The organism is Klebsiella sp. CN_Kp097 (assembly GCF_040064495.1).
Classification (GTDB): Bacteria; Pseudomonadota; Gammaproteobacteria; order Enterobacterales; family Enterobacteriaceae; genus Klebsiella; species Klebsiella aerogenes.
Window position 1 is genome coordinate 47,301 of the sequence record NZ_JBEAIL010000006.1, and the last position, 25,265, is coordinate 72,565.

The following is a 25,265-nucleotide window of genomic DNA, read 5'->3' on the forward strand; positions in this document are numbered from 1 at the left end:
TGATTAACGACGACCTTCAGCAATCGCGGTAACGGCTTGTAATTCAGCGGCTTCCTGCTCTTGCTGTTCCTGGCGCTCACGTACGTCAAGGATCTGGTTGTTGATCAGACCTTCTTCGATTTCGCGCAGTGCGATAACGGTGGTTTTATCGTTTTCTTCCGGTACCAGCGGATCCTTTCCGCCTACCTGCATCTGACGAGCGCGACGCGCGGCGACCAGTACCAGGTCAAAACGGTTACCAATTTTCTCTACAGCGTCCTGAACAGTTACGCGTGCCATACTTAAAATGCTCCACAGGTGAAGAAATGACTGGGCATGATACTGAATGTGGGTTCAGTCTGCCAATAGTTTGGTGATTAAAGCGCCATGTCGCTGCTTTTGGCGGCTCATGCGCAGACGTTCAGCGCGGATAATGTTTTTCAGATCGCCTAAAGCGGTATCAAAATCATCATTCACAATAAGGTAATCATATTCCGCGTAATGGCTCATTTCTGCAACTGCCTGCGCCATACGTTTTGCGATGACTTCCTCGCTGTCCTGACCGCGGCCGCGCAGGCGGCGGTCAAGCTCGTCTTTTGACGGCGGCAGAATAAAGATACTGCGCGCGCCGGGCATTTTATTACGAATTTGCTGGGCGCCCTGCCAGTCGATATCGAGGAAAACATCGACGCCGGTCGCCAGAACCTGCTCAATAGCTTCACGAGAGGTACCGTAATAGTTGCCAAAAACCTCAGCGTGCTCAAGGAAAGCGTCTTCGCTAATCATCGACCTGAATTTATCATGATCGACAAAGAAATAGTGTTCACCGTGAACTTCACCCGGGCGCGGATTGCGCGTGGTATGCGACACAGAAACCTGGGAGTCGTACAACGGTTGGGTCTTCAATAAAGCCTGAATCAGGCTGGATTTACCCGCGCCGCTAGGGGCGGAAACAATATAAAGCGTGCCTTGAGCCATGAGTGTCTTTTGTATGTGATTGTCGAAAGAGATCCTACATACGAGCCTATTATACACGCCGCCGCTGCGTGACGCAGTCATTGTCACACTTTTTGCCGCTGTTTCTTTCATTTTGCCTGCCGCTTTCCTGATTTCTTAAGCGGTTGCAGCAACCATGCGTAAATTCTGGAAAGCCGCTCGCAGCGTGATGATTTGCCTGTCGCCGCGGCTCCGGTCTTTAGCGCACGATGCCGCAAGGTAGAACAAGGAGGGAAACATGCGCAGATGGCTGATAGCGGCAGCGTTATGGATGGCGGCGGCAAGCCCAATGGCGGCCTGCCCGGCGTGGTCTTTGCAACGCGCGGAGCAGGAGATAGGCCACCTCAGTCGGCAAATTGCCGACTGGAAAGAGGCCTACTGGCAGCAGGGCAGCAGCGGGGTCAGCGACGAGGTCTACGACATGCTCTCGGCCCGGTTGGCGCAGTGGCGGCGCTGCTTTGGTGAGAAGGCGCCGCCTGAAGACGATCTGCCGCCGCCACGCGGCGAAGTCAAGCATCCTATCGCGCATACCGGCGTGCGCAAACTGCCTGATGCCACGAGCGTTGGCCGCTGGATGCGCGATAAAACCGACCTGTGGGTACAACCGAAAGTCGACGGTGTCGCGGTGACGCTGGTTTATCGCGGCGGTAGGTTTATACGGGCGATTAGCCGCGGCGACGGTCTGGCGGGTGAAGACTGGACGGCAAAAGTGCGCCAGATCCCCGGCGTACCGCTGACCACCTCCGGGACGCTGGCGAATAGCGTTCTGCAGGGCGAGATTTTTCAGCGGCGAGAGGGGCATATACAAAAGGGGATGGGCGGTATGAATTCACGGGCGAGAGTGGCCGGGATACTGATGCGCAAAGCACCGTCGGCGGCGTTGAGCACGCTGGGGGTGTTTATCTGGGCCTGGCCTGATGGCCCGGCCCGGATGTCTACCCGTCTGGCGCTGCTTGCTGACGGTGGGTTTCCTGTAGCGCAGCGCTATTCCCATCCGGTTAAAGATTGGCAGCAGGCTGCCGCCTGGCGGGAGCGCTGGTTTACCTCGCCGCTGCCCTTTGTCACCGACGGTATCGTAATCCGTACCCAGAGAGAACCCGCCGGTGACGGTTGGCTTCCCGGACAGGGGTTCTGGGTGGCGGCCTGGAAATATCAGCCAGTTTCACAAGTGGCGGAAGTGAGCACAATCCAGTTTGCCATCGGGCGTAGCGGTAAAATAACTGTTGTGGCGCATCTACAACCGATAAAGCTGGACGACAAGCACGTGCGGCGGGTCAATGTTGGTTCGGTGGCCCGCTGGCGGCAGTTAGATCTCGCCCCAGGCGATCAGATCCTGGTGAGCCTTGCGGGGCAAGGGATCCCGCGGCTGGATGATGTAGTATGGCGTGGCCTGAACAGAACGAAGCCGTTGGTGCCTTATACTCGCTATCACTCTCTTACCTGTTTTGAAAACTCCGATGAATGCCGGGAGCAGTTCATCGCGCGATTGGTTTGGATAAGCTCCGAGCAAGGATTAGGCATTGATAGCCTGGGAGAAGCAGGATGGAGACAGCTTGCTCAGTCGCGCCATTTCCAACATATCTTCTCCTGGCTTGAGTTGACGGTGTCGCAGTTGGAAAACATTCCTGGCTTAACGGCAACCCGCGCAGAGCAACTTTGGCATCGCTTTGCACTAACACGGCGCGCACCCTTTCATCGATGGATAAGCGCGCTTGGTGTGCCGCTTCCGCGCGCTGCCATGCGGGTCTTAAAAGATAATTCATGGCGGCTAATTGAGAAGCGTGATGTCACGAGCTGGCAAACGTTACCCGGCGTTGGGCCAAAGAATGCTCAACGGCTTGTTGAGTTTATTCACCATCCGGTCATCAAGTCGATAGTGCTAAAACTTGGTCAACTGGAGGTGGACGGTTTTTCGTAATCTATAGCGAATTTCTTTTTACTTTACGCCATGGGGTCTTTTGGTCCGGTGCGCTGAATGTATTGCGTAACTGGTCATAATTGAATATATGCCGTCCGCCGTCCATGACCGAAATTTGCGATTCGGGTTGATAGCACTTCTCGAGGAGAGAATCACAATTTTCGATACCGGTGCTGATACCTAACCAACTTAACATCAGGGCGTAGTTGTTGGTGGTTGGCCAGCGTTCGTTTACCCAGCCAATACGTCGTTTCTGGTTGGCCAGGGCGCTTTGGCTATACCAAATGAACTGTGGCACGTCATAAGCCTCTTTACTGGGATTACGGGAACCGTGCATATACAGTGAAGCCAGATCGGGATTTTTTTCCAGACCATGATCGGAAAAATAAATTAGAGAAGAGGCGCTATTTTGTATGCGCTTAACGACTTCGCCGATAAAAGAGTCGGTGAATCGGATGGCGTTATTGTAGCAATCCTCGTATTTATCACCGGTATTGAGAATTGCGGCGGACTGTGGATATCGGTCGCAGGCCATTTCATGGCTACCGTTAATATGTAAAAAAATGACTTTTTTGCCCGGCACTTTTAATGCTTCATCCAGCGCGGGAAGCAGGTCACTATCGTATTGGGTATGTATCCATTGATGCTTTTCGCTGGTTGAGGCGATCGCCACAATATAGTTATTACTTTTTCCTGAGTTGCCCTGCGCACTGATCCACTCGGTATAAAAGCCGGATTGCCGGGAAATATTCACGATATTATCGGCCATCGAGTCGGCGGTAAAGTTATCCGGATCGGCCTTGCTGAGAACCATAGGTACAGCAAGTACCGTGGCGGAGGCAGGTGCGATAGCGTGTTTAAAAATAAGCGCGTTGTGGGTAAATGCGCTGGCAACCGGTGTCGTTTGCTGGGAGAAATCGTAGAGCTGCATGTTACTTCTGCGTGCGGATTCACCAACAATGACAACATAAGTGTCGATGCCCGTATCATGTGCCTGTAGCGCAGGATAGTGAGGCGTTGACTGCGTAATGTGTTCGGCTAGTGAATTATCGCGATCGGCGATGACGAATTCAGAAGCAGTATACAACGGAGTGTTAACCAGAATTCGCGAACTAAGCGGGTAATAAACCTCTAAATCCTGGTTCTTTTTGATGATGCTGGAGATGGAGAAATAGCCCATAAAGAGCGCGAGTAGAATAACGCTGATACCTTTGGTTCGCGTTGATAGCTTCTCGCTGAGCAACTTCACCGCCCACCAGGTAATCACGAAGTAGAAAGCCGCTATTGGCAGAATATAGAGGTACAAACCGGCTATGCTTTTCGCTTCAGAATAATTAGTTGCCAAAATACTCATGGCGAAAACGGTATTGAACTCGCTTTTGTAGATATCCCAGGTACTGAAAGCGATGGCGAAATTAAGCGTCAGGGCGCTGGTTAACAAAAAGAGAATGACTTTCCCGGATGTATAGCGATAAATCCACGACACGCTTAGTAACAAAAGCGCGTTGCAGATGGCGATGCGCAATGCAAATCGGATGGGCTGCGTGAAAAAAACAGGCCAGAGCTGGATGAGGATAGATATCGCCAATAAGGCGATAAAGTGCCCAGAAAATTTTCTGTTGATGGTCAGAGCAAGGCTTTTAGCAAATGACATTAGTGCTTAACATGGGCTTTAGTGAAATAAGGTCGGTATTATAAGTCTTTTCTGATTGTTGGTGGGGGCTATATGTGCCCTCCCGTCAATTAGTGTGACCCATGTCGGTAATAAAAAACCGGTAGACCTAATTTTAAACGTATAGCCAGCAGCCGGGTGGTAAAGCCAAACAGAAGCGTTGTGATAACCACCACGTCATGGTCGCTTATGTAATGCTGTAAGGCGATGTACAGAATGGCCGCGGCAAAGGAGATGCCGGCGTACAGCTCTTTCTGAAACACTAGCGGAATGCGCTTACAGAACATATCGCGCAGCACGCCGCCAAAGACGCCGGTGATCACGGCGGCAATAGACGCGATTATCGGCCCTTCACCCATATCCAGCGCGATTTGCGCGCCGATAATCGAGAACACGATCAGGCCCAGGGCATCCAGCACCAGGAACAGGCGGCGCAGGTGCGGCATCACCGGCGCAGCGATGGTGGTGAGGACGGCGGCAACCGCCACAATAATGACGTATTCCGGATGCTTCACCCAACCGAGCGGATAATGGCCGAGAAGGATATCGCGTACAGAACCCCCGCCGAGTGCGGTAGCGGTGGCGATAATAATCACCCCAAAGGTGTCCATACGGCGACGCCCGGCTGCTAAAGCGCCAGTCATCGCTTCCGCCGTAATACCAATCAGATAAAGAACATGAAGCAGCATAAATCCCCCACAATGATGGGCAAAGGGTAGCGATTTGTGCGGCAGATCACGATTGAGTTTTTCTAAAGCGAGCTCATTTACATGAAAAAATCTAATGCAAAAATTAAGGAGTAGTCCCCTGATATGGGGTTATGTATATTTTTCTTTTTTAAAAGTGATAAGAAAAAATAATGCTGGCCCGTAAGGCGAGCCAGCAGGAGAGGACATTACTCGATATTCTGAATCTGCTCGCGCATCTGCTCGATCAGCACCTTCAGCTCGATCGCTGAATTGGTCACGTCGGCATTGATGGATTTGGAGGCCAGAGTGTTCGACTCGCGGTTGAACTCCTGCATCATGAAGTCGAGGCGGCGACCCACGGCTTCTTTCTTCTTCAGAATGTTGTAGGTCTCTTTAACGTGCGCTTCCAGGCGATCGAGCTCTTCGGCGACGTCGATACGCTGCGCCATCAACACCAGTTCTTGCTCGAGGCGGTTGTTTTCCAGCTGCACTTCGGCGTCTTCAAGCTTGGCGACCAGGCGCTCGCGCTGCCACTGCAGAATTTCCGGCATATGGGCGCGGACTTTGCTGACTTCGGCGCTGACGCCTTCCAGGCGTTGTTCGATTAGCGCTTTCAGTGCTTGGCCTTCGGTTTCGCGAGCAACGATAAAATCATCCAGCGCGCTGTTCAGGGCGTTGAGGATTTCAGCGGCAATCGCATCGAGATCCTGCTCTTGCGCCGCCATCACGCCAGGCCAGCGCAGGATATCAACCGGGTTGATTTCGCCTTCATCGCTCTGCATTTTTACCCAGTTCGCGGCGTTCACCAGCTGCTTCGCCAGGTTCTCATTGAGGATCAATTCACCCTGGGCGCTGGGATCCTGTTCAAAACGCAGGGTGCATTCGATTTTGCCGCGAGTCAGACGAGAGCGGATGCGCTCGCGAACCACGGGTTCCAGGCTCCGGAACTGCTCCGGCAGGCGGAAGTAGGTTTCCAGATAGCGTTGGTTTACCGAGCGCAGTTCCCACGCGGCGCTACCCCAGTCACCCTTGATTTCACGCCGGGCATAGGCGGTCATACTGCGGATCATAGACGTTCCTGTTTTTTAAGGAGAGTGGGGAGGATTATAGCTTTCGAGGCTCTTTCAGGATAGGAATAAGCGCGCATTATCCGCATCGGCAGGCGTGCGTCGTCGCGATGCAACTTGGTCGAATTTGTGTATAATGCGCAGCCACATTCGTTTCAAGCCGGAGAGTAATCATGCGTCCAGCAGGCCGTAGCGCTAATCAGGTGCGTCCAGTAACCCTGACCCGTAACTATACAAAACATGCTGAAGGCTCCGTGCTGGTCGAATTTGGCGACACCAAAGTGCTGTGCACTGCCTCCATCGACGAAGGCGTACCGCGCTTCCTGAAAGGTCAGGGCCAGGGCTGGATCACCGCCGAATATGGCATGCTGCCGCGCTCCACCCATACCCGTAACGCTCGTGAAGCCGCTAAAGGCAAACAGGGCGGCCGCACTATGGAAATTCAGCGTTTGATTGCCCGCGCGCTGCGCGCCGCGGTGGATCTGAAAGCGCTGGGCGAGTTCACCATTACGCTCGATTGCGATGTGCTGCAGGCCGATGGCGGTACCCGTACCGCGTCCATTACCGGCGCCTGCGTTGCGCTGGCCGATGCGCTGAACAAGCTGGTTGCTGCCGGTAAACTCAAAACCAACCCAATGAAGGGAATGGTGGCCGCCGTTTCCGTTGGTATCGTTAATGGTGAAGCCATTTGCGATCTGGAGTACGTGGAAGATTCCGCCGCGGAAACCGATATGAATGTGGTAATGACCGAAGACGGTCGCATCATTGAGGTGCAGGGCACGGCGGAAGGCGAGCCGTTCACCCATGAAGAGCTACTCACTCTCCTGGCGTTAGCGCGAGGGGGAATCGAATCTATTATTGCGACGCAGAAAGCGGCGTTAGAAAATTAATGATTAAGGCGACTGAGAAGTCGCCTTTTTTTTGCGCTTTATCCCTCATTACACCTGCGAAGGATAGGGCGCGTAGTCCGACAATGATGACAGTACTAAAAGGAGCGAATCCATGAAGCCGTATCAGCGCCAGTTTATTGAGTTTGCGCTTAGCAAGCAGGTTCTTAAGTTTGGCGAATTTACGCTGAAATCCGGGCGTAAGAGCCCCTATTTCTTCAACGCCGGCCTGTTTAATACCGGGCGCGATCTGGCTCTGCTGGGCCGTTTCTACGCCGAGGCGCTGGTGGATTCCGGGATCGAGTTCGACCTGCTGTTCGGCCCGGCCTATAAAGGCATCCCTATCGCCACCACCACCGCCGTCGCGCTGGCTGAGCATCATGACCGTGACCTGCCTTACTGCTTCAACCGTAAAGAAGCGAAGACCCACGGTGAAGGCGGCAACCTGGTCGGTAGCCCGCTACAGGGCCGCGTGATGCTGGTGGACGACGTGATTACCGCCGGTACCGCAATTCGTGAATCAATGGAAATTATTCAGGCTAATGGCGCTGAGTTGGCCGGCGTGCTGATCTCGCTTGACCGCCAGGAACGCGGCCGCGGCGAGATCTCCGCGATTCAGGAAGTGGAACGTGATTATGGCTGCAAAGTGATTTCTATCGTCACTCTGAAAGACCTTATCGCCTATCTGGAAGAAAAGCCTGAGATGGCTGAGCATTTGGCATCGGTACGCGCTTACCGCGAAGCCTACGGCGTCTGAAGATGAGCCCGGCAGCCAGCGGCTGCCGGTATAGCCAGAGCACGCTGAGAAGGTGAATGATGAGCCATGCAGCCTTGCGGCTGCATATAGAGCTTTACTGCAGTTGCGCCGCGACCAGCGGCCAGCGGGCATCGAAATCATCCGTTGGGCGGTACTTGAACTCGCTACGCACAAAACGCGACAGCATGCCTTCGCAAAACGCCAGCAGCTGGCTTGCCAGTAGCGTCTCGTCGAGGGTGTAGCCTTCTCCCTCACGCATTTTCTTTTCACGCATCACCTGACGCAATTGAACTTCGATACGTTCAAATAGCTGGTTGATACGACCCTGCAGACGGTCCTGTTCGAACATTAAGGCGTGGCCGGTAAGGATACGCGTCAGCCCAGGATTACGCTCGCCAAACCCAAGAATCAGCAGAACAATCAGGCGCAGACGAGCCGTGGTGTCCTTTTCATCTTTCAAAATCAAATTGATGCGCGTAATCAGACTGTCTTCAATGAACTCGATCAGGCTGTCAAACATGCGGGTTTTACTGGGAAAATGACGGTATAATGCCGCTTCGGAAACACCGACGGAGGCCGCCAGCTTCGCTGTGGTAATACGTTGACTACCATCGCTGGATTCAAGCATCAGCGCCAGAGACTGAAGTATTTCTTCGCGACGATTCCTTTTCGCAGTTTGTTTTTCTGCCATGTTTTAAAATACCCCTGAAAATAAGCACTTGTCAGGCAGGCATCCACAAAGCGACCGCAAACCTTAGTTTGCGGTGATGTTATTGCATTATGCGCTTTGGGATGCGGGTTCCGTATAGCCGGGCTTATTTGCGCCCTGAGTGGCCGAATCCGCCTTCGCCGCGGTCGGTGGCGTCAAATTCTTCCACCAGATTAAACTCCGCCTGTACCACCGGCACAAAGACCATCTGCGCGATGCGCTCGCCCGGCTCGATAGTAAAGCTCTGCTGGCCGCGGTTCCAGACGGACACCATCAGCTGGCCCTGGTAGTCGGAGTCGATAAGTCCGACCAGGTTGCCCAGCACGACGCCATGTTTATGGCCCAGGCCGGAACGCGGCAGAATCACCGCCGCCAGAGACGGATCGGCGATATGAATCGCAAGGCCAGTCGGCAGCAGGGTGGTTGCGCCCGGCGCCAGCTCTACGGCGTCGTCAAGACAGGCACGCAGGTCAAGTCCGGCTGAGCCGGAGGTGGCATAGGTTGGCAACGGAAATTGCTTGCCAACACGCGGGTCCAGAATCTTAACGTCGATTTTTTTCATCATAACGGGTAACGATCTCGTCGAGTAATAATTGGCCCAGGAATTCCTTGCGCTCAAGTGGTAAGCGCTTATCCCCATCCTGCCAGAAAAGGTGTAATGCGTTGTTATCGCTATTAAAACCTTGATTTGGCTGAGAAACATCATTGGCGCAAATCAGGTCGAGATTTTTGCGGGCACGTTTTTGCCGGGCGTATTCTTCCACATTATTTGTTTCGGCGGCAAATCCAACAACGTACGGGCGGCGATTTTTTAGTGCGGCCACCCCGGCGACGATGTCCGGGTTTTTGACCATTTTTATTGTTAATTCATCACCTTGTTTTTTGATTTTCTCGTCGGCGACAATCGCTGCGCGGTAGTCGGCAACGGCGGCGCAGCCGATGAAAATATGTTGCTGTTGCACGCCATTCTGCACCGCCGCTTCCATTTCCAGCGCGGTGCCAACATCGATGCGCTGCACAAACGGCGGCGTCGGCAGCGACACCGGGCCGCTAACCAGCGTGACGTTCGCACCGCGTTGTGCGGCGGCAGCGGCAATCGCGAAGCCCATTTTGCCGGAGCTATGGTTGGTGATGTAGCGCACTGGGTCCAGCGGCTCGCGGGTTGGGCCCGCGGTAATCATGATGTTGAGATGTTGCAAATCTTTGACAGGCGAAAAATGCTGCGCCGCCATCTCCACGATAGTCAGCGGATCGAGCATGCGGCCCGGGCCAACGTCGCCGCAGGCCTGGCTGCCGCTATCGGGGCCCCATACCAACAGGCCGCGGGCGGCAATAGTGGCAAGGTTGTCTTGGGTGGCGGCGGCGCGATACATCTGTTGGTTCATCGCCGGGACGACGGCCACCGGCGAGGGCGTAGCCAGGCAAATCGTGGAGACCAGATCGTTCGCCATCCCGGCGGCAACGCGGGCGATTAAATCGGCGGTTGCCGGGGCAAGGATAACCAGATCGGCCCACTTGCCCAGTTCAATATGGCCCATTGCCGCTTCGGCGGCCGGATCCAGCAGGCTATCGGAGACCGGATAACCGGAAACCGCCTGCAGGCTCAACGGAGTAATAAAGGCCTTGGCGGCTTCGGTCATGGCGACGCGAACATCCGCGCCGCGTTCTCGCAGTCGGCGCACCAGTTCCGGCGTTTTATAGGCGGCGATGCCGCCGCTCACGCCGAGAACGATCTTTTTACCAGCCAGACTCATCATGATTTTGTCCTGTTGAAATACACCAGAATCCGCGCATCTTATCACAATCCCGGTGGCATCGTGCGTATGCCAGACACTCACTTTGCGAGGGGCTACGCAGGCCTTGAAATCACCGGTCGGCAGCGCGGAAAGGCTATGCCAGGATGGGCGAGGAACGGGAAAGGAGACAGGGTAATGGATATACAGGAATCATTGATGCCGCGGGAAAAAATGCTGCGCGACGGTATTGAAACGTTGAGCGACGTTGAGTTGCTGGCGTTGTTTTTGCGTACCGGCACGCGTACCCAGGATGTGCTGACTTTTTCACACAGCTTGTTACAGCGCTTCGGTTCGCTGTACGGTCTGTTATCGGCTGAGATAGAACAATTTGCAGATATCGACGGTATCGGCATTGCGAAATATGCGCAACTTAAAGGTATTGCCGAACTGGCGCGGCGTTATTTTAGCCTGCGGATGAGAGAGGAACCGTCGCTGGTCACGCCGCTGATGACGCGAGAGTTTTTACAAAGCCAGCTCGCCGATGAAGAGCGGGAGATCTTTATGGCGATCTTTTTAGATAATCAGAACCGGGTATTGAAACATAGCCGCCTTTTTTCTGGTACTCTTAGCCACGTAGAGGTGCATCCGCGAGAAATTGTACGCGAAGCAATCAAAGTGAACGCCGCCGCGGTGATCCTTGCCCATAATCATCCTTCCGGTAGTCCTGAACCGAGTAAGTCGGATAAGTTGATGACCGACAGGGTGGTTAAGTGTTGTAGATTCATGGAGATACGCGTGCTTGATCATCTGATTATTGGCCGCGGCGCGTACGTCTCTTTTGCCGAACGTGGCTGGATTTAGCCCCGATCATGCGATCTATCGGGATCTTTGTCTGTTCGGGACTTGAGCACACCGCCGAGTCAGCGTATACTACGCCACCTTTGAGAATCTCGGGTTTGGCATTTGGGCCTGGCAATCGAGAGTTCAATAGAACTATGCGATGACCGGGCTGTAAAGCCTGACGAGGCGCCAATACCCCATACGAAGCTCGAGCTAATTTGATTTTTGGAGAATAGACATGTCCCGAGTCTGCCAAGTTACTGGCAAGCGTCCGGTGACCGGTAACAACCGTTCCCACGCACTGAACGCGACTAAACGCCGTTTCCTGCCGAACCTGCACTCTCACCGTTTCTGGGTTGAGAGCGAGAAGCGTTTTGTCACCCTGCGCGTATCTGCTAAAGGTATGCGTGTAATCGATAAAAAAGGCATCGATACAGTTCTGTCTGAACTGCGTGCCCGTGGCGAAAAGTACTAAGTACTTAGAGGAAATAAATCATGGCTAAAGGTATTCGTGAGAAAATCAAGCTGGTTTCTTCCGCTGGTACTGGTCACTTCTATACCACCACGAAGAACAAGCGTACCAAACCGGAAAAAATGGAACTGAAAAAGTACGATCCGGTTGTACGTCAGCACGTTATCTACAAAGAAGCTAAAATCAAATAATTTTAGTCTCCTTGTACTAAAACCCCGCCCCGGCGGGGTTTTTTGTTTTATGCTTCATCCTTCGAGCTACAGGTGCGTTGGCTGCATGCGTTCAGTCTGGCCGCTTGCTTTATTAAGCCTTCCGGCCTCTCTTCCCGCTGCCTCCCTGTCACCCGAAACTGTGTGGTTAAGAGGAAAAAAATGCCTGAATTACCCGAAGTCGAAACCAGCCGTCGCGGCATTGAGCCGCATCTGGTGGGCGCTAACATCCTGCATGCCGTAGTGCGCAACGGGCGCCTGCGTTGGCCAGTATCCGAAGAGATTTACCGCCTCAGCGACGAACCGGTGCTGAGCGTGCGCCGACGCGCCAAATACCTGCTGCTGGAGCTGCGTCACGGCTGGATCATTATTCATCTTGGCATGTCCGGCAGCCTGCGCATCCTCAGTGAAGAGCAGCCGGCTGAAAAACACGACCACGTCGACCTGGTGCTGAGTAACGGTAAAGTGCTGCGCTATACCGATCCTCGCCGCTTTGGCGCCTGGTTATGGACTAAAGAGCTGGATGGTCATCCGGTGCTGGCGCATCTCGGCCCGGAGCCGCTAAGCGATGAATTCAACGCCGACTATCTCCAGCAGCGTTGCGCGAAGAAGAAAACCGCCATTAAACCCTGGCTGATGGATAACAAGCTGGTGGTGGGCGTGGGGAATATCTACGCCAGCGAATCGCTGTTTTCCGCCGGGATCCATCCCGATCGGCTGGCCTCGTCGCTCTCGCATCAGGAATGCGAGTGGTTAGTGAAGATGATTAAGCTGGTGCTGCTGCGCTCGATTGAGCAGGGTGGAACGACGCTGAAGGATTTCCTGCAAAGCGACGGTAAACCGGGATATTTCGCCCAGGAGCTGCAGGTATATGGCCGCAAAGGCGAGCCGTGCCGGATCTGCGGCACGCCGATTATCGCCAGCAAACACGCTCAGCGCGCGACCTTTTATTGCCGCCAGTGTCAGAAGTAGTGGAGAGGGTTGGGGATTATGCCAGGCCGGGTAAGCTGGCAGCCCCGCTACGCGCAGCGCGAGCGGGGGCAGGAAATGCTACTTCAGCTTATTTAACAGCGCCTGATGTACGTTAGGCGGCAGGAAGTGGGAGACGTCGCCCTGGTGGCGCGCCACTTCCTTAACCAGCGATGAAGAGATAAACGACCACTCTTTGCACGGCATCAGGAACACGCTTTCCAGCGTGGGCATCAAATGGCGGTTCATGTGCGCCAGCTGCATTTCATATTCGAAATCCGCCACTGCCCGCAGGCCGCGAATTAAAATATTCGCCTGCTGCGCGCGGGCGAAATTGGCCATCAAATCGCTAAAGCCAATCACCTCAACGTTGACCAGATGCGCCGTTGCCTGCTCCGCCAGCGCAATGCGTTCATCGAGGCTAAACATCGGTTTTTTGCTCGGGCTGGCGGCGATGGCCAGCAAAACCTTATCAAACATACCCGCCGCACGGGTGACGATATCGATATGGCCGTTGGTGATAGGGTCAAAGGTGCCCGGATAGATCGCTTTTGTGCCCATAATTACACTTTCTCCGAGTAGCCGCGGCTGAGTGCCCACAGCTCGGTGTATTTATTAAACGTGTATTGCGCATTGACTACCGCCAGCAGCCAACCCTGTTTTCCATCCAGCACGCCGCCGCGCAGCAGCAGCGTTTTCACGAAGGCGCCCAGCGTATGGCTGAAAATCCCCGCCATCGAGGTTGTCTTGCCCTTCTGATGGCGCTCAAGCGCCCAGGCTGCGGAATACGCCAGCTGTTTCTGCTGGAAGCCGGAGAAGTCGCGGCAGGTCAGGTGCAGCAGATCGCCGCTGAGCGGCACGACTTCGGCGCCGAGGCTATCCAGAGATTCATGCACCAGATTATCGTTATAGCGGTAACGCGCGCGTTCGTACAGGCGCATCACCCGATCGGGATACCAACCGCTGTGGCGCATAAAACGCCCGAGGAAGTAGTTACGCCGGGCGATACTGTAGATAACGCCGCGCTGCGGCGCGTCCAGTACCTTGAGAATAGCCGCTTTCAGTTCAGGCGTAACGCGCTCGTCGGTATCAATCATCAGCACCCAGTCGTGAGTGGCGTAATCCTGTGCGCGCTGGCGCTGAATGCCATAGCCTCGCCAGTCGGTATTGCTATAGACCCGCGCGCCGAGGCTACGGGCCAGTTCGACGGTATTGTCGGTACTGCCGGAGTCCAGCACCACCACTTCATCCGCCCAGCTTACCGACGCCAGGCAATCGGCGAGCAGGTCGGCGGCGTTTTTGGCGATCATCACGACGGAGAGTCGGGTCGACATTAGTGGCTCCGCTGCGGCAGGTAGGGTTGCAGTAACTGTAGCAGACGCGACAGCGCGCCCTGGTTTTGGTGCAGCACTTCCACCGCGTGGCGGCCGTACCACAGTCGATAATCTTCGTCCGTCAGCAGGGTAGAAACCTCTCTGACCAGCGAGTCGGCGTCCGTGACGGTGATCAGGCCATCATCCTGCTGCAGCTTGGCGCAGATATCTTTAAAGTTGAAGGTATGCGGGCCCATCAGCACCGGAATAGCATGGGCGGCGGGTTCGAGCGGGTTATGCCCGCCACGTTCAACCAGGCTGCCGCCGACGAACGCCAGGTCGGCAATGCCGTAGAGCAGCATCAATTCGCCCATGGTATCGCCAATCACCACCTGGGTGCTGTTCGACGGAATTTCACCGGTGCTGCGCATGGTGAAGCTCATCCCGGCCTTTTGCACCATATCGCGAGCGTCGCCGAAGCGTTCCGGATGGCGCGGCACGAGGATCAGCAGCAGGTCGGGGAAGGTTTCCAGCAGTTTTTTATGTGCCTGCAGGATGATTTGTTCTTCGCCGTCGTGCGTGCTGGTGGCGATCCACACTTTACGGTGCGGCGCCCACTGGCGACGCAGGGTAACGGCGCGGGCCGCCAGTTCCGGGGTTACGGAAATATCGAATTTCAGGCTGCCGGTCACCGCCAGTTGGTTACGTTTGAGGCCAAGCGCGAGGAAGCGGTTGCCGTCCTCTTCATTTTGCGCGGCGATAAGCGTAATACGGCTTAACAGGCGGCGCATGAAGCCGCCGAGTTTGGCATAGCCTTTCGCGGAACGCTCTGATAGGCGTGCGTTAGCGATAACCAGCGGGATTTTACGTTTGTGCAGCGCGGCGACCATGTTCGGCCACAGCTCGGTTTCCATCACGATGACCAGTTTCGGCTGTACGCTGTTGAGGAAACGGTTCATGGCGCAGGGTAGGTCATACGGCAGATAGACGTGATGAACATCTTTACCGAAGGCAGACATCGCGCGCTCTGAGCCGGTTGGCGTCATGGTGGTGACGGTGATCGGCAGTGAAGGATAGCGATGACGTAGCGCGCGTACTAACGGGATCGCCGCCAGCGTTTCACCGACGGAGACGGAGTGCAGCAGAATGCCATCCGGCACTACCTTGTTTTGACAGAAGCCATAACGTTCAGCCCAGCGTTTTCGGTAGGCCGGCGCCTTACGGCTGCGCAGCAGCAGTCGCAGCCACACCAGCGGCTGAATGAGGTAGAGTAGGGTGGTATAAAGCAATTCCAAACTATTTATCCGTTTTAGGTTTTTTGCGGGCAAATTCTAAGCATTTAACCCGCGTAAAGCTATCTCTTTGGCGCTTTCCCAGTCCTTTTGTTGTCTTCCATACCCGATGTTGGCAAAGGTGGGCAATGATTGCCCACCTTCTATACGCCGCAGAATTATTGTTCCGCAGGAGGGAGTGCATTCAAATGATAGGTTACACGCTCAGAAAGACCGCGAATATCGCCGCCAGTAATAAAGTAACTGTCATCTTTCAGATTAGGGTTTTCAATGGTGTACCCTAACATTTTGTTGATCAGCGTTGCCAGTTGATAGTGGTTCAACGGCATCTGAGGCGCAATATTGTGCATTGAATAGGCCGGGTCGTTACTAAAGTAGAGGAACGGAACCTGCGCGATTGGCATTGAAACGATAGAGTGGCCAAATAAGCCGCCATCGCCGACGCGTTCACCGTGATCGGAGGTGACGAAGACCAGGACGGGTAATTTCGACTTGGCCATTACCGTGCGAATCGCCGAGGCCAGTTCACGATCGTAAAGGCGAACCGCGTCATCATACTCGTTTTTCTTCTGGGTGACTTCATCGCCGGCTTCCGGTGTTGAGAAGCGGGCAAATCCCTGCGGAATGTTGCGGTCGTAAGGGATATGTGGCGCCCGGCTGTTAAGAACCATCAGGAACGGCTTCGCCCAGTTAATATCGGCTTTTTCTACTGAGGGGGTAAGAACCACATCAGCGCCGATTTCTGGCGCCGGTCGCACCTGTGTATCTTCCCACAGGTTGAGCGCGTGGATGCCAATCCAGTTACTTAAGCCTTCCAGCCCTTGGGCAGAGATAAATGCCGTTTGATAACCACGCTTCTGCGCATTAACAAAAATGTTCGCTGATTTATTCTTGTAGGCGGCGTAGTTGTCAGGCTCGCGCAGGTTATTGACCAACATCGGAATAGCCACGCGAGTAGAGACGGCATTGGAGACGATTAGCCGTCCGGTTCCCTGATATTGCTCCATAAGCGCTTTCAATTCAGGGGTGGTATCTCGTTCATAACCCAACGCGCTAATGTGGTGCGGGTTCAGGCTTTCACCGATAGCGAGAATAATAGAGTAGCGGCCGACCTGGCTTTGCGGGATCGGCGTGACTTTATACGGCTCGTAGGTTGTTAGTTTCTGGTTATCACCGGAAATCGCCTCTGGTATCAGGCGAATAGCGCTGTAGCTCATGGCCGAAAGGCCGTTACGCAGAAGCGAGTGACGCAGATCCGGGTTGAACTTATACATCTGGCCGTTGATCGCTTTGTAAAACTGGCCGACAAACATCACCAGAATCGCTACCAGACATGGCACGGCCAGCAGCTTAGGCCACTGCGGCGCAAAACGGCGCGTAAAGAACAGGGCAAAAACAACAGCGATAAACATGATAACGAAGTAAATTCCCAACGTGCCGAGGCTGTCGGTAATGCCGCTGGCGATATCTTTGGTTTCGACGAACGCCAGCCATACCTCGCTTGGGCCATAGAACTGGCCATAAAACTGATAGTAAATCGCTTCGCTAATTTGCACGATGAAGGTAATCGCCAACAGCGAGCGGGTGATAAAGAAGCGTATACTTACCGCCGCCAGCAGCGAAATAATCAGATAAAGCGAGAGGTCTCCAGCCTTCGGGCTATAGACGTGGTCCTTTAACAGGATAATGATTTCTGGCAGCGCGAACAGCACGGCAAAAGCGACCGTCAGCAGTAATGTACGTATAAGATTGCGGTGTAAAGTCATCATCGTAACTCAGTACTTTTTGGTCAAAGGACGAATCGCTTTGCCAAAACCAAAGCGGAGGGCGCGGACCGGCATTGAACGTGCATTCAAACCCTTGCGCCAGATATCTTCAAAAAGCGCCATCCAACGGGCGGCAACGGCTTCCCTTGAATAGACCTGAAGCCGTTTCTCCCCTTGTTCGCGCATCTTTTGATAGAGCTCGGGGTCGTTCTTTAACTTCATGATCGCTGCGAAGGCTTCGTCCGGATTCTTAGCTATCAGATAGTCGAGTTCGCTTTCGCGAATTGCCCGGAACGATTGTTCATCGTCGCAAATCATTACCGTTTTGCCCAACCAGTTATTGATAAGCTTGCTGGCCGGTTTGCGCGCTAGCTTATGGTCATGTGATTTACGGAAACTCACACAAATATCGACATCGCGGTAGTCTGTCCAGTTGTTGAACGAGATACGCAAGGCAATACCTTGTTCAGCCAGGCGTTGTTTAAATTCATCGCTTTGATATTCCGCCGGGAAACTATCGACGCGCCCGAAATAGGCCACGGTTTGAATAGTGTTATCCGTGCGCTCGCGCGGCTGAACACCCGGCTGCGGCCAATAAGGGACGAAGATACGATTACTGTGACCGTCAACTTCCGGATTTTGGTCAACGACATAATCCGCGCCGATAACCGGTGGTCGGTCAGCGCGCGCGACGACGGTGACACCTCGCCAGGGCTTGACGCGAGAACCGAAATCATCGTTATGCATCAGATTGATAGCATCGGGGCGGCATTCAGAGCCGAAAGAGCATTCTATCGCGTCGCCATAATAATAATTGAGGGCCAGCGTCGTCTGGAATGTCCAGCCACCGCGTCCTCCGCAATAAAAACGCTCTGGAATGGTGTTGGGATCGACCCGGTTATCGAGCAGCGTCTGGAAGTCAGCATAATTTTTAGCGATAAAATCGCTGCGAGAAACGGCGTGCAATTTAAGCTTATTCATAGGTTCGCTTTATTTGACCAGTTTTTTTAAACGAAAATAACGACGTCCCAGACGCCAGCGGAGGCGTAATCCACGCGCATTTTTCCAGATCATCGACCAGATGCCGCGGTCAAAGAGTTCTTGCGTAATTTCCCTTTTTTTGGCGAGGTCTTCGATATTATTGATGCTATGCAGAATACCTAAACCCTCTTTAGCGATTTGCCAATGACAGCCGGGAACGCGTTTCACCTGTTCCGGGTAGCGCTGATTAATGGCATCCAGCATTGTCAGTATTTTCATATAGTGACGTGAAGAGCGCATCCGCGTATCGTCGGTACCAGGGGTATGGGATACCGAAGCTGAGTGGATCAGATAATCATAAAAGACTTCATCGATGTACTGCACGCGTTTGGCTACCAGCAGTATTTCGGTCGTCCAGGGAATATCCTGATGGCGTAGCCCCGGTTCGAAAGAAAAATTATTTTCTTTAATCAGCGCGTGGCGATAAATATTTAGCCAGGTGACGTGCAAAAACTTGCGCGACTCCAGCGCCATATTTAGCCAATCCGGCCCCTCAAGGACGCCAGTGGACGCAAGACGGTCTGAAGGGAATATTTTTTTGCTGGGACGCCCATCATCATAAATGTAATTACCGTTACAGGTAGCGACGTCAAGGTTGTTCTGGTGGGCGATCTCCAGTAAACGGGAATACATCCCCGGGTAGATTACGTCATCGATATCGGGGAAGGCGACATACTCTCCCCGCGCTACCGCAAGACCGCTATTACGTGCCGCGGACACGCCGCCGTTGGCCTGATCGATGACGTGGAACTGGGCAAACTCACCGGCGTAGTGGTTGATAACAGAAGCAGAGTTGTCCGTTGAACCGTCATTAACGACGATGATTTCAAGGCCGCTAATTTGCTGAGCTTTTATGCTGTCAAAAAATGCGCTCAGGAATTTCTCACCGTTATAAACCGCGACGATAAGGCTCAGGACAGGAATGTCTGACATGCTTACTCCGTGATAAAAGCGGGACGTCTAGTGCTACGCTTGGACACTGTTTGTGTTGCAGAGTTCGGATATGAACTGCGCCAGCGCTCTCTATTATCTATGATGCGATAAAGAAAGCCACTGGCGCGGAGGTATGGTTAGTCGTTTGGCGAATAATTCTCACGCGGTCGCAGCGCGGCGATGCCGATGAGCAAACCAGTCAACATCATATATTGCTCGAGATAATGGTCTTTGAGATTGTGGTCGACCATGGTTCGCGAGAAGAAGCCGATGGTAAACAGCAGCAGGAATAACCCAACCATAGTTTTACCATGGCGGAATTCACGCCAGCCGATATACCAGCAGCCCGCCAGTAAGATAAGCCAGCCGGCAATCCCGACCACGCCGTTCTGCAGGCCAAATTCGATTAGCCCATAATGGCTGTGCGGAATCGTAATATGCATATCCTGAGTATCGCGACGCAGAATATAGCGAAACGCCTCTTTGCGAGGGCCAATTCCTGCCGGGTGCTCGCCAACAAGCTTCCAGCCTTGATGGAAGAAGCTGGCTCGGCAGCCGTTAGAGTGATCGATCTCTTTACCCTGGGCGTTGAGCGGGATAGTGCCGTCAACGCGGTTATAGCAGAAGCTGGTAAATGGCGCGTTCCAGCCAGCGACCGCATCGCTTTCCAGACTCTGCCAGCGCGGATCGGTTTTCCAGGAGGCGTAACCGAGGAAAATCGCGGAGCAGAACAGAGCGACTAACAGGCCTAAAGTAAGTACGACGCGGCTGCGGCGCTGGGCGTTCAGGCTAAGCAGGATAAAGGTCGAGAACAGGCTGCCGACCAGCCCTATTGTGCCCCAGCGCGTATCAACCAGTGCGGTACAGATGAGGTTAGAGATCAACAACAGCGTAACGATCGGGGTATTCAGACACAGGAAACGTTTTTTGATTAACGCTCGGGCCAGTAATTCCGCCAGCAGGAAGCCGGTTATCATATTGACCTGGAAGCTCATACGGGTGCGGTTATAAACAATCCGCGTTTCGCCCCAGTGGATATAGCCATCGCGCCAGTACAGCCAGGCGGAATCCAGGAGATGAATACAAATCACGCCCCAGAAACACAGCACGATCAGCGTGAACAGCCGTGCGCTGGTTAGGGAAGGGAACTGGGTTTGCAGTACCGGCATCAGAATCAGACCGGAACAAAACAGCAGGACCGGGCGCAGCCATTGTCCATCCCAGGTACCGACCATTTCTTTTAGATCCGGGGCGACGAACAGGCCGTTGAACAAGATATAAAGCGTTAGTAGCCAGAGGGTAATCAATACAAACTTTATTTGGTGTGTATCAAGCTTCTGGCGAGCGGTGCGGCTGGTAAAGAATAGGCCGAAACTGCATAAAATAATGGTGTAGATAAAACCATTGCGGTTGAAAAGGAGTTGGTCGTTAGGAATCGGCCAGACAAAACATAATGCCAGGACGTACAAAAACGTCAGTCCTGCAAAAAAATTACGGGTTTTAGTCATAGTTTAGAGGCGGGTTTGACAAACCAGCTTTCCGGCAGCGTGAGTTAACAATATGACAGAAGCTGAAATGCCAGCCACCGTCAATAATCCGTGGATGGGAAAACTAACATACATCGTACTTATGAAGAAGAGGGATAATTGTAAGCGGTCGCGCATTCCTCGTTGCGTTCCTCACAGACCATGCACATCTCCGCTCTCGATGTATATACTATCGCTCCACTGTCAGGAACTGGAAAAGTATGCACATCGTTCACACTGAAGCCGATGGCGGCAAGGGCGGCCAGCCTCTGCGCATCATTAATGAATCGTTAGGTATGGTGGCCCGGGGTCACACCGTGACCATACTGTGCCCGGAATCTGCGCCGTTGCATCAGATGGCGCAGGCGGCAGGATTAACCGTCGTCACGATGCCATTAAAGCGTAAAAATCTGAGTAATCTGATGCGGCTGCGGCGCTGGCTGTTGGAACAGGGTAATAATATTGATGTTATTAACAGCCATAACTCAGCCGATACCTGGCTGGTGGCGTTGGCTAACTTGACTCTGGCAAATCCTATTCCGTTAGTACGTACGCGCCATGCCTCCGGCGTCCCGCGTAATAACTGGACAACGCGTTGGCTGTTTCGCACCGCCTGTGCGCACATCGTTACGACTGGCGAAGCGCTTCGTCATCAAATGACGGCACTGGGCGTACCGCTTGAACAAACCACTTCAGTACCGAGCGGTGTGGATACGCAGCGTTTCTATCCTGATGACAAATATGATGCCCGAGCGTATTGCGAGCTCTCGCAGAACGATTTTTGGCTAGGTGTCGTATCGCATCTGCGCCCTAACAAAGGCCACAGCGTGTTGCTGAAAGCGTTAGCGCAAATAAACGATCCCACGGTGAAGCTGGCGATTGTCGGTGAGGGGCCGCACCGTGAGGCCCTGGAGGAGCAGATTATTCAGCTCAATCTGCTATCTCGTGTGGTGATGGCAGGACATCGCCCTGACCCGCAGCGCTGGTTCCCGGCTTTTGATGTGGCAATTAGTCCTTCTCATGATATGGAAGGCGTGCCGCAGGGGGTCTTACAGTCTCTGGCTTCGCGGATAGCGACGATTGCTACTGATGCTGGTGGTACTGGTGATGCGGTTATCGACCGCCGGACGGGGTTACTTATTGCGCAGAATGATGTTGATGCGCTACGGGAAGCGATCGTTACTCTCTATCAGGACGCATCACTGCGCCGCCAGTTAGCGGAGCAGGGCTATGAGTATCTCACAACCCATTTTACTCGCGAATGTATGTTAGAGGCGATGGAAAGCGTTTTCCGCTCGGCGGCTCAGCGTAAAAGATCGCGATAAAGCGCCTGCAGTTCTTCCGCCATGCGTTCAAGCGTATAGGGGGCGGCGGTGGCGCGTGCGTTGGCCGCAAAATCAACGTTGCGCTCGCGGCCCTTTAACCATTCGCCGATGGCATCCTGATAGCCAATGACGTCGAGCGCATCGCATACCCAGCCGTTGATGCCTTGTTCAATCCACTCCGCTGCGCCACAGCCGAAACTGGTTAGCAGCGGTAGTCCGCAGGCCATAGCCTCGACGCAGACGTTAGGGAATGGATCGTACAACGTAGGTAAGATCAGAGCGTCGGCCGAACCATATACCTGGCGTACATCGGAAACCGGACCGAGAAATTTGACGCGATCGGTAATCTTCAACCGCTTCGCCAGCGCGCTAAAACGATGCGCATGTTTATCGCGCCCGGCGATCAGCAACCAAACGTTAGCATGAGCGGCGACGGCGCGCAGCGCTGTCGCGACGCCTTTCCGCGAAAATCCTGATCCGACATAGGCCAGTACCGGCGCTGACTCGGGGATCCCCAGTGAGCTACGCAGGGACAACGCTTTAACGTCCGGATGAAAATGCGCGGTATCGACACCGTTGTAGATAACGGTTAGCCAATCGTCGGCGAGTTGAAAGCGGCGTGCGATATCATCGCGAACCATTTTTGAATTACAGATAACTTTGCGTAACGCGGGGTGTGTGAACATCTCCCGCTCAGCGCTGAGAATATAGCGATGGTAATGGCTAAAGGACTGCGCCAGACGAGAGAGCGGCGAAAGGATGCGGTTATATTGCTCAAGCCAGGCCGCGTGCACGCCATCGCCAGCGCGGAAGATCGTCGCACCGGGGATGCGCTCATGGCACTGTACGATATCAAAGTCTGCGAAATGAGCGGCAGCGGCCTGAGCGAAGCCGCGTTCACGTACCGTGCGGTTACGGAAAGGAGGATTTACCGTCAACGTTTTCCAGTTTGCCGACTCCTCCCATGAGCGGGCGATCAGCGTGACGTCCAGCGCGGAATCCTGCGCTAACACGTTAAGCGCGCGCGAGACAAAACGCTCTGCGCCGCCGTTAGGGTTCCAGGTTTGGCGAACGATAGCCAGTTTCATCATGGAGATTCCAGTAACAGAGTGTCAATCGCGCTCAGGACTTGCTGCGGAGTAATAGCAGTGATGCAGTCCGAAACCTGACTGTCGCCGCAGCCGGCTTTGCCGCACGGCTGGCAGGTAAACCCGGCGGTAATCACACGATATGGCACGCCCCACGGCGACCACTTGATAGCGCCGGTTGGGCCGAAAATGGCCACCGTCGGCGTTCCGACCGCGCTGGCTAAATGCATCGGCATTGAATCAACGCCGAAGTAGAGACGGGCGTGCTTCATCAAGGCGCCAAGCTCTTTCAGATTTAACTGTCCGCTCAAATCGAAAACCGGCTGGGTGAGAGCGGCGCGTAACTCGTTCATGTAGGCCGTTTCTTCTTTCGACGGCGCGGCAGAAAGAATAACAGGCAATCCGCGAGCGGCCAGGGTGTCAATGGTCCTTGCCAGTTTGTCGATTTGCCAGGCCTTAAACATCCAGCGCGAGGTCGGGTGCACCAGAATATAGGATTTACTGCTAAGGCCGAAGGCGTCGAGTTTTTCAGCGATCGATTTCTCTGCCGCCTCTCCTGGTACAAAGAGCGTATTTTTGTCCGCCGCGTTTTGCGGGTGGATACCGATACGGCGCAACGCATCGAGATTCACCTCAACCATATGACGAGAGTTATCCTGAATCGCCGGATACAGCGTGGTAAATGATTTTACCCAACGACGACGCGCCAGGCCGCTGCGCTTATCGGGTTTGAAACCGACCGACACGCGGGGCTTCAGGCGACGCGCCAGGCGCGCGCCGTGCCAGTGTTCGGTCAGGTTAATCAACACGTCATACTGACGCGCTTTTAGCGTATTGAGCAGTTCGCGATATAAGCGAAACTGCGCGAGCCAGCCTTTTTTTCGCCACTGGCGGCCAATCGTATGCACCTGATTAATATACGGATGACTGGTCAACATCGCCTGAGTATCGTCATACACCAGGGCATCCACTTCGGTGTCTGGCCAGTTTTTTTTCATTACCGTAAAGACTGGCGATGTTAAAAGTACATCGCCATGGTGGCGAAGCTTGATGATCAGCACGCGTTTAGGCGGACGTTGCTCTGAAAAAAAATCAGACATAGGCTTTCTCTGCTACCAGCAATGGCTCTATTTGTGCAAAAACCGCAGCAGCGTCTAAATCGGCAAGCTGCGATGAGTTAACCGGGCGGATAATATGCTGATTTTTACCATATCCGCCAATCAGTCCCGGATCGGTTGGGCCGTAGAGCGTGAAATTGGGTTTATCGAGCGCGGCGGTCAGATGGCTAAGGCCGGTGTCGACGGAAACCGCGCCGCGTGCGCCAGCCAGAATCTGGGCGACCTGCTCAAGACTCATACGCGGCAATACGTCGACGTTCTTGCGCCCTTCCGCCAGCCGTTTTGCCCGCGCCTCTTCATGCGGCGCGCCCCACGGCAGTTTGATCCGTACGGCGCTATCTGCCAGCAGATCGAGAAGCTCTTGCCAGCGCGCTTCCGGCCAGTGTTTATCATCGCGGGTGGTGGCGTGCAGGAAGACCAGATACGGCTCTGCTACCGGTGAGTCGGGGCGAATAAAGTGGCGCGCGATGGCGTAATCACCCTGCGTCTGCGGCCGGGCATAGCCCAGGCTTTTGGCGAACAGTTCGCGCGTACGCTCTACCGCGTGCTGTTGAACGGCGATATGGTGGCGACGGTTATAAAACAGGCTCGCCAGCGGCTCGCGGGCGGACTGCCAGTCCATGCCATGTTTAATGCCGTGCGCCAGACGCGTCACCAGCGCGGCGCTTTTCACCAGCCCCTGGGCATCGATAATAGCATCGTAGTTGACGGCCTTTACGGCCTCGCGAAAGGCTTTTCTTTCCGCTTTGATAGGCGCGGAAAACCAGGCTTTGCGCCAGCGGCGAATCGCCACCGGAATCACCCGCTCGACGGTCTCATGCCATGAAGGGATCTGTGCGAAGCCCTCTTCAACCACCCAATCAAAGCGGATGCCGGGAATGGCCTGCGCAGCATCGGTTAGCGCGGGCAGCGTGTGTAGTACGTCGCCCATGGATGAGGTTTTTACGATCAATACCCGCATCC

Annotated in this window: 26 protein-coding genes; 8 read left to right on the forward strand and 18 right to left on the reverse strand. The window is 54.2% G+C overall.

Annotation, left to right across the window (positions count from 1 at the left end; translation table 11 throughout):
* Positions 1-3: 3 nt before the first annotated feature.
* Together rpoZ and gmk are read right to left on the reverse strand one after the other, a co-directional pair.
* Positions 4-279, reverse strand: coding sequence for a DNA-directed RNA polymerase subunit omega (gene rpoZ / locus ABLV07_RS08785; RefSeq protein WP_000135058.1), 276 nt, complete (start codon positions 277-279; stop codon positions 4-6).
* Between the two features lie 54 nt (positions 280-333).
* The gene (gmk, locus tag ABLV07_RS08790; protein WP_015369144.1) at positions 334-957 is read right to left on the reverse strand and encodes a guanylate kinase; all 624 of its coding nucleotides are present in this window, start codon (positions 955-957) and stop codon (positions 334-336) included.
* Positions 958-1,213: 256 nt separating this feature from the next.
* Between gmk and ligB the strand changes: the two genes are divergently transcribed.
* A complete protein-coding gene (gene ligB / locus ABLV07_RS08795; protein WP_116289485.1) occupies positions 1,214-2,893 on the forward strand; it encodes an NAD-dependent DNA ligase LigB in 1,680 nt (559 codons plus the stop codon).
* 1 nt (position 2,894) lies between these two features.
* Here the strand turns inward: ligB and ABLV07_RS08800 are convergent, their stop codons facing one another.
* From ABLV07_RS08800 to ABLV07_RS08810, 3 genes are all read right to left on the reverse strand, one after another.
* Complete coding sequence (locus ABLV07_RS08800) at positions 2,895-4,547, reverse strand: phosphoethanolamine transferase (RefSeq protein ID WP_020077680.1); 1,653 nt, start codon at positions 4,545-4,547, stop codon at positions 2,895-2,897.
* Positions 4,548-4,636: 89 nt separating this feature from the next.
* Positions 4,637-5,254, reverse strand: coding sequence for a trimeric intracellular cation channel family protein (locus tag ABLV07_RS08805; RefSeq protein ID WP_015369147.1), 618 nt, complete (start codon positions 5,252-5,254; stop codon positions 4,637-4,639).
* Between the two features lie 206 nt (positions 5,255-5,460).
* Positions 5,461-6,324 carry a YicC/YloC family endoribonuclease gene (locus ABLV07_RS08810; RefSeq protein WP_042893634.1) on the reverse strand — a complete coding sequence of 288 codons (864 nt, stop codon included), beginning with the start codon at positions 6,322-6,324 and terminating at the stop codon, positions 5,461-5,463.
* A 170-nt stretch (positions 6,325-6,494) separates the two neighbouring features.
* Between ABLV07_RS08810 and rph the strand changes: the two genes are divergently transcribed.
* The gene (rph, locus tag ABLV07_RS08815; protein ID WP_015369149.1) at positions 6,495-7,211 is read left to right on the forward strand and encodes a ribonuclease PH; all 717 of its coding nucleotides are present in this window, start codon (positions 6,495-6,497) and stop codon (positions 7,209-7,211) included.
* 112 nt (positions 7,212-7,323) lie between these two features.
* Complete coding sequence (gene pyrE / locus ABLV07_RS08820; RefSeq protein WP_015703811.1) at positions 7,324-7,965, forward strand: orotate phosphoribosyltransferase; 642 nt, start codon at positions 7,324-7,326, stop codon at positions 7,963-7,965.
* Between the two features lie 94 nt (positions 7,966-8,059).
* On the opposite strand, the gene slmA is transcribed toward pyrE, so the two are convergent.
* The 3 genes from slmA to coaBC all read right to left on the reverse strand — a co-directional run bounded on the left by slmA (position 8,060) and on the right by coaBC (position 10,428).
* Positions 8,060-8,656, reverse strand: coding sequence for a nucleoid occlusion factor SlmA (slmA, locus tag ABLV07_RS08825; protein WP_015369151.1), 597 nt, complete (start codon positions 8,654-8,656; stop codon positions 8,060-8,062).
* A gap of 124 nt (positions 8,657-8,780) precedes the next feature.
* The gene (gene dut, locus ABLV07_RS08830; RefSeq protein ID WP_020077682.1) at positions 8,781-9,239 is read right to left on the reverse strand and encodes a dUTP diphosphatase; all 459 of its coding nucleotides are present in this window, start codon (positions 9,237-9,239) and stop codon (positions 8,781-8,783) included.
* Positions 9,217-10,428 (reverse strand): bifunctional phosphopantothenoylcysteine decarboxylase/phosphopantothenate--cysteine ligase CoaBC, encoded by a 1,212-nt coding sequence (gene coaBC / locus ABLV07_RS08835; RefSeq protein WP_072035678.1) that lies wholly within the window; start codon positions 10,426-10,428, stop codon positions 9,217-9,219. Before coaBC ends, dut begins: the two co-directional genes overlap by 23 nt.
* 177 nt (positions 10,429-10,605) lie before the next feature.
* Here coaBC and radC point away from each other — a divergent pair, with 177 nt between their 5' ends.
* The 4 genes from radC (at position 10,606) to mutM (ending at position 12,903) form a co-directional block, all read left to right on the forward strand.
* Positions 10,606-11,271 carry a DNA repair protein RadC gene (radC, locus tag ABLV07_RS08840; protein ID WP_015369154.1) on the forward strand — a complete coding sequence of 222 codons (666 nt, stop codon included), beginning with the start codon at positions 10,606-10,608 and terminating at the stop codon, positions 11,269-11,271.
* Positions 11,272-11,488: 217 nt separating this feature from the next.
* Positions 11,489-11,725, forward strand: a complete 237-nt coding sequence (rpmB, locus tag ABLV07_RS08845) for a 50S ribosomal protein L28 (protein WP_002436699.1) — start codon at positions 11,489-11,491, stop codon at positions 11,723-11,725.
* A 20-nt stretch (positions 11,726-11,745) separates the two neighbouring features.
* Complete coding sequence (gene rpmG / locus ABLV07_RS08850) at positions 11,746-11,913, forward strand: 50S ribosomal protein L33 (RefSeq protein ID WP_002922510.1); 168 nt, start codon at positions 11,746-11,748, stop codon at positions 11,911-11,913.
* Between the two features lie 180 nt (positions 11,914-12,093).
* Positions 12,094-12,903 (forward strand): bifunctional DNA-formamidopyrimidine glycosylase/DNA-(apurinic or apyrimidinic site) lyase, encoded by an 810-nt coding sequence (mutM, locus tag ABLV07_RS08855; RefSeq protein ID WP_015369156.1) that lies wholly within the window; start codon positions 12,094-12,096, stop codon positions 12,901-12,903.
* A gap of 78 nt (positions 12,904-12,981) precedes the next feature.
* Here the strand turns inward: mutM and coaD are convergent, their stop codons facing one another.
* The 7 genes from coaD to ABLV07_RS08890 form a co-directional block, all read right to left on the reverse strand.
* Entirely contained in the window at positions 12,982-13,461 is a 480-nt protein-coding gene (gene coaD / locus ABLV07_RS08860; protein ID WP_015703808.1) for a pantetheine-phosphate adenylyltransferase, read from the reverse strand.
* 2 nt (positions 13,462-13,463) lie between these two features.
* Positions 13,464-14,234: a glycosyltransferase family 2 protein gene (locus tag ABLV07_RS08865; RefSeq protein WP_348853496.1), complete on the reverse strand. Its 771-nt coding sequence runs from the start codon at positions 14,232-14,234 to the stop codon at positions 13,464-13,466.
* Positions 14,234-15,508, reverse strand: a complete 1,275-nt coding sequence (gene waaA / locus ABLV07_RS08870; RefSeq protein WP_015369159.1) for a lipid IV(A) 3-deoxy-D-manno-octulosonic acid transferase — start codon at positions 15,506-15,508, stop codon at positions 14,234-14,236. Before waaA ends, ABLV07_RS08865 begins: the two co-directional genes overlap by 1 nt.
* 155 nt (positions 15,509-15,663) lie before the next feature.
* Positions 15,664-17,274 carry a sulfatase-like hydrolase/transferase gene (locus ABLV07_RS08875; RefSeq protein ID WP_163374219.1) on the reverse strand — a complete coding sequence of 537 codons (1,611 nt, stop codon included), beginning with the start codon at positions 17,272-17,274 and terminating at the stop codon, positions 15,664-15,666.
* Between the two features lie 6 nt (positions 17,275-17,280).
* Positions 17,281-18,252, reverse strand: a complete 972-nt coding sequence (locus ABLV07_RS08880) for a hypothetical protein (protein WP_015369161.1) — start codon at positions 18,250-18,252, stop codon at positions 17,281-17,283.
* Positions 18,253-18,261: 9 nt separating this feature from the next.
* Complete coding sequence (locus ABLV07_RS08885; RefSeq protein WP_015369162.1) at positions 18,262-19,245, reverse strand: glycosyltransferase; 984 nt, start codon at positions 19,243-19,245, stop codon at positions 18,262-18,264.
* 137 nt (positions 19,246-19,382) lie between these two features.
* Positions 19,383-20,753 carry an O-antigen ligase family protein gene (locus ABLV07_RS08890; protein WP_015369163.1) on the reverse strand — a complete coding sequence of 457 codons (1,371 nt, stop codon included), beginning with the start codon at positions 20,751-20,753 and terminating at the stop codon, positions 19,383-19,385.
* A gap of 239 nt (positions 20,754-20,992) precedes the next feature.
* Here ABLV07_RS08890 and ABLV07_RS08895 point away from each other — a divergent pair, with 239 nt between their 5' ends.
* Positions 20,993-22,096, forward strand: coding sequence for a glycosyltransferase family 4 protein (locus tag ABLV07_RS08895; protein ID WP_015369164.1), 1,104 nt, complete (start codon positions 20,993-20,995; stop codon positions 22,094-22,096).
* Here the strand turns inward: ABLV07_RS08895 and ABLV07_RS08900 are convergent.
* The 3 genes from ABLV07_RS08900 to rfaC are packed head-to-tail and all read right to left on the reverse strand — an operon-like array spanning position 22,075 to position 25,263.
* On the reverse strand, positions 22,075-23,184 hold the full coding sequence (locus ABLV07_RS08900) for a glycosyltransferase family 4 protein (protein ID WP_348853518.1): 1,110 nt from the start codon (positions 23,182-23,184) through the stop codon (positions 22,075-22,077). The genes ABLV07_RS08895 and ABLV07_RS08900 overlap by 22 nt on opposite strands.
* Positions 23,184-24,284 carry a putative lipopolysaccharide heptosyltransferase III gene (gene rfaQ / locus ABLV07_RS08905; RefSeq protein ID WP_047043065.1) on the reverse strand — a complete coding sequence of 367 codons (1,101 nt, stop codon included), beginning with the start codon at positions 24,282-24,284 and terminating at the stop codon, positions 23,184-23,186. The genes ABLV07_RS08900 and rfaQ overlap by 1 nt, the downstream gene beginning before the upstream one ends.
* The gene (gene rfaC / locus ABLV07_RS08910) at positions 24,277-25,263 is read right to left on the reverse strand and encodes a lipopolysaccharide heptosyltransferase RfaC (RefSeq protein ID WP_047043063.1); all 987 of its coding nucleotides are present in this window, start codon (positions 25,261-25,263) and stop codon (positions 24,277-24,279) included. The genes rfaQ and rfaC overlap by 8 nt, the downstream gene beginning before the upstream one ends.
* Positions 25,264-25,265: the final 2 nt, after the last annotated feature.

What these genes read in the sequence shown, in the direction of transcription:
- dut (WP_020077682.1), bottom strand. Translation starts at nt 9,239, where the DNA reads ATGATGAAAAAAATCGACGTTAAGATTCTGGACCCGCGTGTTGGCAAG.
- rfaQ (WP_047043065.1), bottom strand. Translation starts at nt 24,284, where the DNA reads ATGTCTGATTTTTTTTCAGAGCAACGTCCGCCTAAACGCGTGCTGATC.
- ABLV07_RS08885 (WP_015369162.1), bottom strand. Translation starts at nt 19,245, where the DNA reads ATGTCAGACATTCCTGTCCTGAGCCTTATCGTCGCGGTTTATAACGGT.
- radC (WP_015369154.1), top strand. Translation starts at nt 10,606, where the DNA reads ATGGATATACAGGAATCATTGATGCCGCGGGAAAAAATGCTGCGCGAC.
- pyrE (WP_015703811.1), top strand. Translation starts at nt 7,324, where the DNA reads ATGAAGCCGTATCAGCGCCAGTTTATTGAGTTTGCGCTTAGCAAGCAG.
- ABLV07_RS08900 (WP_348853518.1), bottom strand. Translation starts at nt 23,184, where the DNA reads ATGAAACTGGCTATCGTTCGCCAAACCTGGAACCCTAACGGCGGCGCA.
- rpmG (WP_002922510.1), top strand. Translation starts at nt 11,746, where the DNA reads ATGGCTAAAGGTATTCGTGAGAAAATCAAGCTGGTTTCTTCCGCTGGT.
- ABLV07_RS08895 (WP_015369164.1), top strand. Translation starts at nt 20,993, where the DNA reads ATGCACATCGTTCACACTGAAGCCGATGGCGGCAAGGGCGGCCAGCCT.
- ABLV07_RS08800 (WP_020077680.1), bottom strand. Translation starts at nt 4,547, where the DNA reads ATGTCATTTGCTAAAAGCCTTGCTCTGACCATCAACAGAAAATTTTCT.
- coaBC (WP_072035678.1), bottom strand. Translation starts at nt 10,428, where the DNA reads ATGAGTCTGGCTGGTAAAAAGATCGTTCTCGGCGTGAGCGGCGGCATC.
- rpoZ (WP_000135058.1), bottom strand. Translation starts at nt 279, where the DNA reads ATGGCACGCGTAACTGTTCAGGACGCTGTAGAGAAAATTGGTAACCGT.
- gmk (WP_015369144.1), bottom strand. Translation starts at nt 957, where the DNA reads ATGGCTCAAGGCACGCTTTATATTGTTTCCGCCCCTAGCGGCGCGGGT.
- ligB (WP_116289485.1), top strand. Translation starts at nt 1,214, where the DNA reads ATGCGCAGATGGCTGATAGCGGCAGCGTTATGGATGGCGGCGGCAAGC.
- rph (WP_015369149.1), top strand. Translation starts at nt 6,495, where the DNA reads ATGCGTCCAGCAGGCCGTAGCGCTAATCAGGTGCGTCCAGTAACCCTG.
- ABLV07_RS08865 (WP_348853496.1), bottom strand. Translation starts at nt 14,234, where the DNA reads ATGTCGACCCGACTCTCCGTCGTGATGATCGCCAAAAACGCCGCCGAC.
- ABLV07_RS08805 (WP_015369147.1), bottom strand. Translation starts at nt 5,254, where the DNA reads ATGCTGCTTCATGTTCTTTATCTGATTGGTATTACGGCGGAAGCGATG.
- ABLV07_RS08810 (WP_042893634.1), bottom strand. Translation starts at nt 6,324, where the DNA reads ATGATCCGCAGTATGACCGCCTATGCCCGGCGTGAAATCAAGGGTGAC.
- ABLV07_RS08875 (WP_163374219.1), bottom strand. Translation starts at nt 17,274, where the DNA reads ATGATGACTTTACACCGCAATCTTATACGTACATTACTGCTGACGGTC.
- mutM (WP_015369156.1), top strand. Translation starts at nt 12,094, where the DNA reads ATGCCTGAATTACCCGAAGTCGAAACCAGCCGTCGCGGCATTGAGCCG.
- ABLV07_RS08890 (WP_015369163.1), bottom strand. Translation starts at nt 20,753, where the DNA reads ATGACTAAAACCCGTAATTTTTTTGCAGGACTGACGTTTTTGTACGTC.
- ABLV07_RS08880 (WP_015369161.1), bottom strand. Translation starts at nt 18,252, where the DNA reads ATGAATAAGCTTAAATTGCACGCCGTTTCTCGCAGCGATTTTATCGCT.
- rfaC (WP_047043063.1), bottom strand. Translation starts at nt 25,263, where the DNA reads ATGCGGGTATTGATCGTAAAAACCTCATCCATGGGCGACGTACTACAC.
- coaD (WP_015703808.1), bottom strand. Translation starts at nt 13,461, where the DNA reads ATGGGCACAAAAGCGATCTATCCGGGCACCTTTGACCCTATCACCAAC.
- slmA (WP_015369151.1), bottom strand. Translation starts at nt 8,656, where the DNA reads ATGGCAGAAAAACAAACTGCGAAAAGGAATCGTCGCGAAGAAATACTT.
- rpmB (WP_002436699.1), top strand. Translation starts at nt 11,489, where the DNA reads ATGTCCCGAGTCTGCCAAGTTACTGGCAAGCGTCCGGTGACCGGTAAC.